Source organism: Pseudoalteromonas sp. S4741 (assembly GCF_005886135.1).
Taxonomy (GTDB): Bacteria; Pseudomonadota; Gammaproteobacteria; order Enterobacterales; family Alteromonadaceae; genus Pseudoalteromonas; species Pseudoalteromonas tetraodonis.
The window spans coordinates 1-8,499 of sequence record NZ_PNCN01000148.1 but is presented as its reverse complement, the minus strand read 5'-3'; the positions used below and the strand labels follow the sequence as shown (position 1 = coordinate 8,499).

General features: G+C 42.5%; 7 protein-coding genes. All 7 read right to left on the bottom strand.

Going from position 1 to position 8,499, the window contains the following annotated elements; all coding sequences use genetic code 11:
• Positions 1-148: 148 nt before the first annotated feature.
• Positions 149-589 (bottom strand): peptide-methionine (R)-S-oxide reductase MsrB, encoded by a 441-nt coding sequence (gene msrB / locus CWC30_RS16410; RefSeq protein ID WP_033103821.1) that lies wholly within the window; start codon positions 587-589, stop codon positions 149-151.
• Between the two features lie 89 nt (positions 590-678).
• Positions 679-1,125 (bottom strand): hypothetical protein, encoded by a 447-nt coding sequence (locus tag CWC30_RS16405; protein WP_138627637.1) that lies wholly within the window; start codon positions 1,123-1,125, stop codon positions 679-681.
• Between the two features lie 6 nt (positions 1,126-1,131).
• On the bottom strand, positions 1,132-1,632 hold the full coding sequence (locus tag CWC30_RS16400) for a DUF2919 domain-containing protein (protein ID WP_036982115.1): 501 nt from the start codon (positions 1,630-1,632) through the stop codon (positions 1,132-1,134).
• On the bottom strand, positions 1,629-1,973 hold the full coding sequence (locus CWC30_RS16395) for a DUF3392 family protein (RefSeq protein WP_069439978.1): 345 nt from the start codon (positions 1,971-1,973) through the stop codon (positions 1,629-1,631). Before CWC30_RS16395 ends, CWC30_RS16400 begins: the two co-directional genes overlap by 4 nt.
• Positions 1,966-3,987, bottom strand: coding sequence for an NAD-dependent DNA ligase LigA (gene ligA, locus CWC30_RS16390; RefSeq protein ID WP_138627636.1), 2,022 nt, complete (start codon positions 3,985-3,987; stop codon positions 1,966-1,968). The genes CWC30_RS16395 and ligA overlap by 8 nt, the downstream gene beginning before the upstream one ends.
• Before the next feature lie 78 nt (positions 3,988-4,065).
• A complete protein-coding gene (zipA, locus tag CWC30_RS16385) occupies positions 4,066-4,812 on the bottom strand; it encodes a cell division protein ZipA (protein WP_069439976.1) in 747 nt (248 codons plus the stop codon).
• A gap of 73 nt (positions 4,813-4,885) precedes the next feature.
• On the bottom strand, positions 4,886-8,287 hold the full coding sequence (locus CWC30_RS16380; protein WP_138627635.1) for a chromosome segregation SMC family protein: 3,402 nt from the start codon (positions 8,285-8,287) through the stop codon (positions 4,886-4,888).
• Positions 8,288-8,499 lie beyond the last annotated feature (212 nt).

Here is an 8,499-nt window from a genome sequence, read left to right as displayed (position 1 = left end):
CCTAGGCAGAACCCTTCGGGCAGCGCCTGTTTGGAATTGATGCTACGTTATCGCCTATTTATGGGGGAGTAACCACACCACATAGGCGCTGCCTTGCCTAAATCCCAAACAGACTGCTGCAAATTTAACCTTGAAAGGCCAACAGGCCCTAGAGCTTTTTCATTGCCAGTGCGTTTACACAGTAGCGCAAGCCGGAAGGAAGTGGGCCATCAGGGAAAATATGCCCTAAGTGCGCATCACACACATTACAAACAACCTCAACTCGCTCCATGCCATGGCTGTTATCCATTACATACCCTATCGCATCAACCGTTGCAGGTTGTGTAAATGAAGGCCATCCTGTGCCACTATCAAACTTTTCATCCGCATCAAATAGTAGGTTATCACAACACACACATACGTACTTTCCCGGTTCTAATAGTGTGCAACTAGTTGAACTATTTGGTCGCTCTGTGCCTTTTTTACGGGTCACGTAATATTGCTCTTCGTTTAACAGTTCACGCCATTGCTGATCTGTTTTAACTACTTTTTGAACCGGTGTCGGATTGCCATGGTTGGCAAAATTAACAATATCGTTCCATTTCAACATAACAACCTCATTGCGTTATTAATTTGCTTTATACTGAACCAAAAGCATTGACTGACAGCCTATCATTACGTCTGTGGCTAACACCACGATCAACGCAATTTAAACACTATACGGTGCTTCTCTGTTGCTGTAAGTATACGGCTTACATAAGCGTGTAATTGAGCTTGACTACCAGGAATACTCACGCTTAATTGCCTGTCATTATTACTATGCACTATTAGCTCATCGTCTTTTATCTCTATTGACTCAATATTGCTGATGACTAACCAATGCGGGCCATTCTTTTTATCAAACAACCCGGTTAAACTAAAAACAAACAAATGCTGCGCATCACGCTGAATAAAGTTACGCAGCGGGTTACGCATTTTAAATAACGGCGTTAATCGGTAACAGCACGAACAAAATACCACTATCCACAATAGCAATATCCCTTTAAACCAAATATGTTCGCCTAATGATAAAAAATAGCCAACGCAGATAATAATCAGCCCTATAAAGGCCACTACTTGCGCTATTTTTTTATTAATAGTGTGCATAATCTCTTACTTTTTATCGGTTGCTTTTTCTGTTGGCTCGGGCCAATCACTAAAAAAAACACTTAAATAACGACTTTTTGCCAAATACCACAATACCCACAATACAATCACCATTTGTATAGCTAAAAACAGTGAAAAGCGATAATGACTATGGGCCGCCTGGATACTTAACCACGACAAGTCTATTAGCGCGCAAGCAATAAGCGGCCAACGCATGTATCGCCAAATACTCGCTAACCGTTTCGTAGCTTGATGCGAGTCTCTGGGTCTGCGTAAACAAAACAAAATAGTGGGTACAATTGCTACGGCACCAATTGCTATGGCAATAAAAAAATCATTTTTTGATTTAAAAAACAATGACATTAGATCAAGTTCAGGACGACGGCTCAGCGCGGCAATCACCCAAATAAAATAGGCCCGCAGTAACACTAAAATACTCAAATGAAACGCTATTGGCGTACGATAGCTGCCATATTTATCCCAGTATTCAGGTCCATAACGGCTCACAACTGGTTTTTCCTATCGGCAATAGTGCCCAAAATAAAAAATGCAGCTAATAATGTGAGCCCCAACCACTTAGTACCAAAAAACAGCAAAGCTTTAGTTAGTAATGGGCTTAACCACACCACTAATAAACCAAACCCAAACGCGGTGATCAACACAAAACATGCCACCCTTATAATAAAGTGACGCCTAGCTACCACGCCTTTGGTGAGCTTTAAAATGTCATCCGCATAAAGCGACACTAAGCACACCATCAAAAGCAATGATAAATGCGGCAAATAGCCTTGTAACCACTGGCTTAGGTCAATTAACAAGGTATTAAGTATATTTGTAAAACTAGCCATTATGAGTCTCTAACAAAGTAATTAAATCATCCTCTGTCAGTATTTCTATACCGAGTTCTTGCGCTTTAGTTAGCTTAGAGCCGGCTTTTTCGCCCGCCACTAGCGCATCCGTTTTGGCTGAAACACTGCCAGATACCTTAGCACCTAATTGTTGTAGGCGCGCTTTCGCATCATTGCGATTAAGCGTATTAAGCGTCCCAGTTAGCACATAAGTTAAACCCGCTAGCGGTTGTTCTTGCTCTGATGGCGCTGTTAACTGTGGCCAGTTAATGCCTTGGGCTATTAATTCGTTCACCACGGTTAAATTATGCTCTTCAGTAAAAAAGCCACGCACGTGCTTTGCCACTATTTCACCTACATCGCTTACTTCAATCAGCTGTTCAATGCTGGCATCAATTACTTTTTCAAGCGTTAAAAAATGATTAGCTAAGTTTTGCGCGGTTGCCTCACCGACTTCACGAATACCCAGTGAATATAAAAACTTTGCTAAGGTAGTCGTTTTGGCATCATCAAGCGCGGCAACTAAGTTTTTCGCTGATTTTGGCCCCATTCGTTCAAGTGACTCAAAGTGTCCCTGCTTTAAAATAAATAAATCAGCCGGGGTTTTGATCAGCTCTCGATCAACCAATTGATCAACAATTTTGTCGCCTAAGCCGTCAATATCTAAAGCCTTACGTGAGGCAAAATGCTTAATCGCTTGTTTGCGCTGTGCCTGACATACCAAGCCGCCTGTACACCGAGCAACCGCTTCACCTTCAACCCGCTCAATATGCGAGTCACAAATGGGGCACATAGTTGGAAAGACAATCTCTTTTGCATCGCTTGGGCGTTGCTCAAGTACTACTTGGGTAATTTGTGGGATCACATCCCCAGCGCGACGAATAATCACAGTGTCGCCCACTTTAACGCCTAAACGGGCAATTTCATCAGCATTATGCAGCGTTGCATTCGATACCGTAACACCCCCAACAAATACCGGCTCTAATCGCGCAACAGGAGTAATTGCCCCTGTGCGACCCACTTGAAATTCAACATCTAATAATTGCGTTATTTCTTCTTGCGCCGGAAACTTATAAGCAATAGCCCAACGCGGTGCACGAGCTACAAAGCCTAAGCGCTCTTGTAAGGCTTTTTTATTTACCTTTATTACTACGCCATCTATTTCATATTTTAGCTCGCTACGACGCGTTAAAATGTCATTGTAATAAGCAAGCGCAGCCTTTGGGCCTTCAACTAATTTGGTTTCTGGACACAGCGGTAATCCCCAATCGGTAAGCTTAGCAAGTTGCTGGTAGTGATCTTCAGGTAAGGTGCCATCGGCAACTAATCCAGTGCTGTAGGCATAAAACATCAGTGGGCGTTTTGCGGTAATTTTTGAATCGAGCTGGCGTAAACTTCCCGCTGCCGCATTACGAGGGTTTACAAAAACTTTATCACCACGCTTTTCTGCCTCTGCATTTAATTTTTCAAAGCCCGCGCTATCCATAAACACTTCACCGCGCACTTCAAGCTCACGCGGGTAATCATCACCGCGAAGCTTTAATGGCACATTGCGAATTGTTTTTACATTTTGGGTAATATTTTCGCCAGTAAAACCATCGCCACGAGTAGCAGCTTGTACTAATACCCCATCGCGATAAATAATCGATACCGCTAAGCCATCCAGTTTAGGCTCACAGCAAAATGTAAGCTCTTCAGTGCTCATTAAACGCTCTTTAATACGACGATTAAAACCATTAAATTCGTCTTCACCAAAAGCGTTATCAAGCGACAACATAGGCACTTGATGTGCTACTTGCTCAAACTTGGCAAGCGCCGCCCCACCTACTTTTTGAGTAGGTGAATCGGCGGTTAAAAACTCAGGGTGCTGGGTTTCTAATTCGCTCAATGTACGTAACAAGCGATCATATTCGGCATCGGGTATGCTGGGTGTATCAAGCACATAATAACTATAATTGTGTTGCTCAAGCGTGGTACGAAGATGATTAATTTGCTCACTAATGCTGCTTGCCATGTAGACCTCAAAAACATAAAAAAAGCCACTTTGACGAGTGAACGCCCAGTGGCTTACAAAATTTAACTTATGCGTATATTACGCAGAAAATGCGCGAACCTGCTCAACATATTGACGAATACGCTCTACCGTCATTTCGTTTCGCTCTGCATCTAAAATATCGGCACCAAATTCATCCGCTATTTTTTTAGCGGCGCTGTGCAGCATATTAAACGCAGCAAGGCCATCGCCATCACATGGTAGCGTCATAAATAAGCTCACGCCTGCGGTACTAAACTGTTCCATATTATCAATATCGAACGTACCAGGGTTATACATATTTACCAGTCTAAATAACACCGGCCCTTGGCCTGCAGGGTCTAGGTGACGATTAAAAAAGCCTTCTTCTGAATACTTAAAACCTAGCGTGTTAACTGCTGGCAGTAATTTACTGCCTTGCATGGTCAATCCTTCTGGCATTTGAATATGCACAATAACAAAGTCTGCAACATCTTTAGGGGCGTCTTGTTGTGTATCTACAGCCTCTTCTGTTACCACTTCAAGGTCATCTTCAATAGCTGTATCAGCAGGGCTAACATCTATTTGTGGCTCATCAGCGCTGAAGTTTAACTCACTCATTTGTGGCTCTTCTCGTTGCGCTAACGTTGGCTCTTGTGGCTCAGTATGCACAGATGAAGGCTGCTGTTCTTGAACAGGTTCAACTCGCTCGCTTGCAGGGAGTTCAGCATTCTCTTTTTTTCTTACTGACCACAAACCGTGTATTAATAAGCCACCAATGACAAACACACTGATCACAATTAAAACCCATCTTAATTCTTCGGCCATCCCCTCACCTTTTATTATTAATATGCCTAACTGCCATCATTTTACCCAAAACAACTAGCAAATGACTATAAAATTATGCATGTGCAAGTTGCACCGCTTGTTCAATATCTACAGCAACCATGCGCGACACGCCGGGCTCTGCCATGGTTACACCCGTTAATCTACCCGCCATTTCCATTGCAATTTTATTATGGCTTATATAAATAAACTGCACAGATTGTGACATTTCTTCAACCAATCGGCAAAAACGAACCACATTGGCATCATCTAATGGGGCATCTACCTCGTCCAGCATACAGAATGGAGCTGGATTGAGCCTGAATATAGAAAACACCAATGATAATGCGCTCAGCGCTTTTTCTCCACCACTTAACAAATGAATTGTCGAATTTTTTTTACCTGGTGGCCTTGCCATTATACTAACACCACTTTCGAGTAAATCGTCACTGGTTAATTCTAAGTAAGCACTGCCGCCGCCAAACACCTTAGGGAAAAGCTGGCCAAAATCGTGGTTAACCTGATCAAACGTAGACTTAAAGCGCGTTTTTGTTTCACGATCTATTTTATGAATAGCGCCTTCTAAAGCTGTTAATGCTTGGGTTAAATCGTCCAGCTGATTATTTAAATAATCACTTCTTTGCTTCGCTTGTTCAAATTCATCAATGGCTGCAAGGTTAACGGCTCCTAATTGCTCTAGCTGATTACTTACTCCAGCAAGTTGATTTTGCGCCGCATTTAATGACAACTCTGCAGGAAACTCTGCTAATACCTGTTTTAAATTTTGATTAAGCTCACTAAGTGGCTCTAGTACCGCTTGCGCTTTAATTAATAAGCTTTGTTCTTCAATACTCAGCTTTTGATGCTGCTCTTGCAGTGCCACCAGCTCAGCTTGTGACGTTTTTAAACTCGCTTGTTTGTTTTGTAATTCTTGTTTTGCTTGAGCTAGCTGTTGTTGTAAATCCGCAAGCATTTGTTCGCCTTGTTGGTGCTGTACTAATAATTGCTCAATACTTAGTGCAAGCTCTTGCTCAGGAATAAGTAACGCTTCAATCTGCTCTATTATCTCTTGCGCACCCTCTTCGGCACTAGTAAACGCCTGTACAGCATGGCTAAGTTTAGTTTGACTGAGCTGCCATTCACTTCGTGCTTTTTGCTCATTAAGGTTTGCTTGATGCGCTAGTGTTTTATATTGTTCAGCATTACTCAAAGCTTGTTTGTAACGCTCATCACTATTTGTGCGTGTGCTATCGGCTTGGTTAAGCTCTTCAGCTAAGGCCTGTAACTGCTGTGTAAGCTGTTCATTTTTATCAAGCTCTTCGCTCAATAATTCGCTTAACTGCTGTTGTTGCTCTAGCAGAGGCAGACGCTGTTGTTGTAATTTTGTTAGCTGCTGCAGATGCTGATCAGCTTGCGCTTTAAGCATATCACCACGCGTTGTTGCTACAGCAAGTTGTTGTGCTAATTGATGAATAGTGTCTTTGCGCTCATTTTGCTGCTCGGTTATTAATGCAGCCTGCGTTTTATGTTCTTCAAGTGTGGAGTGTGCGTCCGTCAATGCCTGTTGTTGTTGCTCAAGTAAGGTTTCTTGCTGCTTGAGTTTTTTGTGCATTAATAATAAGGAATTTTCTGTATTTTTATCGCCACTTACATGCCAGTTTCGACCGTGTAATGCCCCTTGCTTATCTATAACCGCAATATAACTATTGTCGTTAAGTGCGCTTATATCGCCGGCTTCATCATAAGCAATATGATTTAATAACTCAGGATACACGCCTGAGGTAATAAACGCGGCAATACTGTGCTTAGCTGCAGACTGCGATGCAATTTCCCACGTGCTATTTTCTGCTTTACCTTGTGATATATGAATATGCTCAAGTGATGACAGCGCCTGCTCGACTAAAAACTCATAACCCGACTGAACAGTTAACTGCTTAAATAAGGTTAAACTTTCATCGCTGCTTTTTTCAAGCCCAAGAGTAGTTTGTAGCCCCGCTATGCCGGCTTTTAATTCATTAACTTGCTGAAATAAATGCTGCCAATCTTGCTGTGCATCATCTAGCTGTTGCTGCTGAGCAGTTTGCGCAGTTTGGCCTTTACTGTGAGCCGTTTGCGCTTTCGCTAGCTGCTCAGTCAGGGCCTGTCTGTGCTGTTGTTGCTGAGTTAATAGCTGCTCTATCTCACTGTGTTTTAACTCATCTATTTGCTCATCAAGCTGCGTTAGTTGTTGCTTAACATAACTGATTTTTTGTTCTGTGTGTTTTACTGCGTTGGTATGCGCTAACTGCTGATTATGCAATTGTTGATAATCTTCTGTTAGTGATTGCCAGTGTGATGTGTCGGCATTTTTAATCTCCAGCAGCCTATTAACCTCTTCGGTAAGCTCTATAACCTGCTCGCTACACATTAAGTTATGCTCTACAGCCTGTTGTAAGCTGTCATCTAACTCTTGGCAGAGACTTTGTTGCTGCGTTTTGACTTCTTCACTTTGATTTTTTTGTTGCTCTAACTTGGCTAAATTTTGTTTCAGTGACAGCGTTTGTTGTTTAATGCTAATTTGCTGCTGTTCACTGCGAGTCAATTCGGTATGCGTATGGTGCTGTTGTTGCTGTGCATCATTAAGTTTATCTTGCTGAACTTGTACTTGAGCTTCAAGACTTGCCAGCACATCATCATGGCCTGAATGCGCCGTTTTAAAAAAGCTGATTTGTTCATCCAGTTTTTTTATTTGTGCGCTTTTATCAACTTGTTGCTGATGCAGCTTTTGCCATTTTAATACCGCTATTTGCCCCTTTAAAGTGCGTTCTTGGGTTTTAAATTCGCGATATTTCTTAGCATCAACCGATTGTACCGCCAGTTTGTCAAGCTGGTTTTGTAGCTCTTGGCGAACATCGAGGAGTCGCTCTAGGTTTTCTCGGGTGCTTTTTATGCGTGTTTGTGTTTCTCGGCGGCGCTCTTTGTATTTAGAGACCCCTGCGGCTTCTTCTAAAAAAATACGTAGCTCTTGCGGTTTGCTCTCAATTAAACGCGAGATCATCCCTTGTTCTATAATGGCGTAACTACGCGGCCCAAGCCCCGTGCCTAAAAATATATCGATAATATCACGTTTGCGGCATTTGCTACCATTTAAAAAGTACAGCGATTGGCCATCGCGAGTCACCAAACGCTTGATAGCCACTTGGCTTCGATCAGCAAAGGTATTGGGTAATTTACCTTGGGTATTATCAAATATGAGTTCAACAGAGGCTTGCGAAATGGGCTTGCGGTTAGTGGAGCCATTAAAAATGACATCCGTCATGGCATCGCCACGTAAATTTTTAGCTGAGCTTTCACCAAGCACCCATCGCACCGCATCAATCACGTTTGATTTGCCACAGCCATTAGGGCCGACAACACACGTCATTTGATCTGGAAATGGAATTTTAGTGGGCTCTACAAACGATTTAAAGCCCGCTAATTTTATAGTGCTTAAGCGCATCTGGTTGTTTTACCAATTTTTATTATTAGGGTCTGTTGACCTTTTAAGATTAAATTTGCAGCAGTCTGTTTGGTATTTAGGCAAGGCAGCGCCTATGTGGTGTGGTTATTCCCCATAAATAGGCGATAACGCAGCATCAATGCCAAACAGGCGCTGCCCGAAGGGTTCTTCCTAGGGGCGATTTACTCTTTGTTGCCTACATGGATGTAGGT

Bases quoted from the DNA above. Each gene is read 5' to 3' on its own strand.
- msrB (WP_033103821.1), bottom strand. From the start codon at position 589: ATGTTGAAATGGAACGATATTGTTAATTTTGCCAACCATGGCAATCCG.
- CWC30_RS16405 (WP_138627637.1), bottom strand. From the start codon at position 1,125: ATGCACACTATTAATAAAAAAATAGCGCAAGTAGTGGCCTTTATAGGG.
- CWC30_RS16395 (WP_069439978.1), bottom strand. From the start codon at position 1,973: ATGGCTAGTTTTACAAATATACTTAATACCTTGTTAATTGACCTAAGC.
- ligA (WP_138627636.1), bottom strand. From the start codon at position 3,987: ATGGCAAGCAGCATTAGTGAGCAAATTAATCATCTTCGTACCACGCTT.
- zipA (WP_069439976.1), bottom strand. From the start codon at position 4,812: ATGGCCGAAGAATTAAGATGGGTTTTAATTGTGATCAGTGTGTTTGTC.
- CWC30_RS16380 (WP_138627635.1), bottom strand. From the start codon at position 8,287: ATGCGCTTAAGCACTATAAAATTAGCGGGCTTTAAATCGTTTGTAGAG.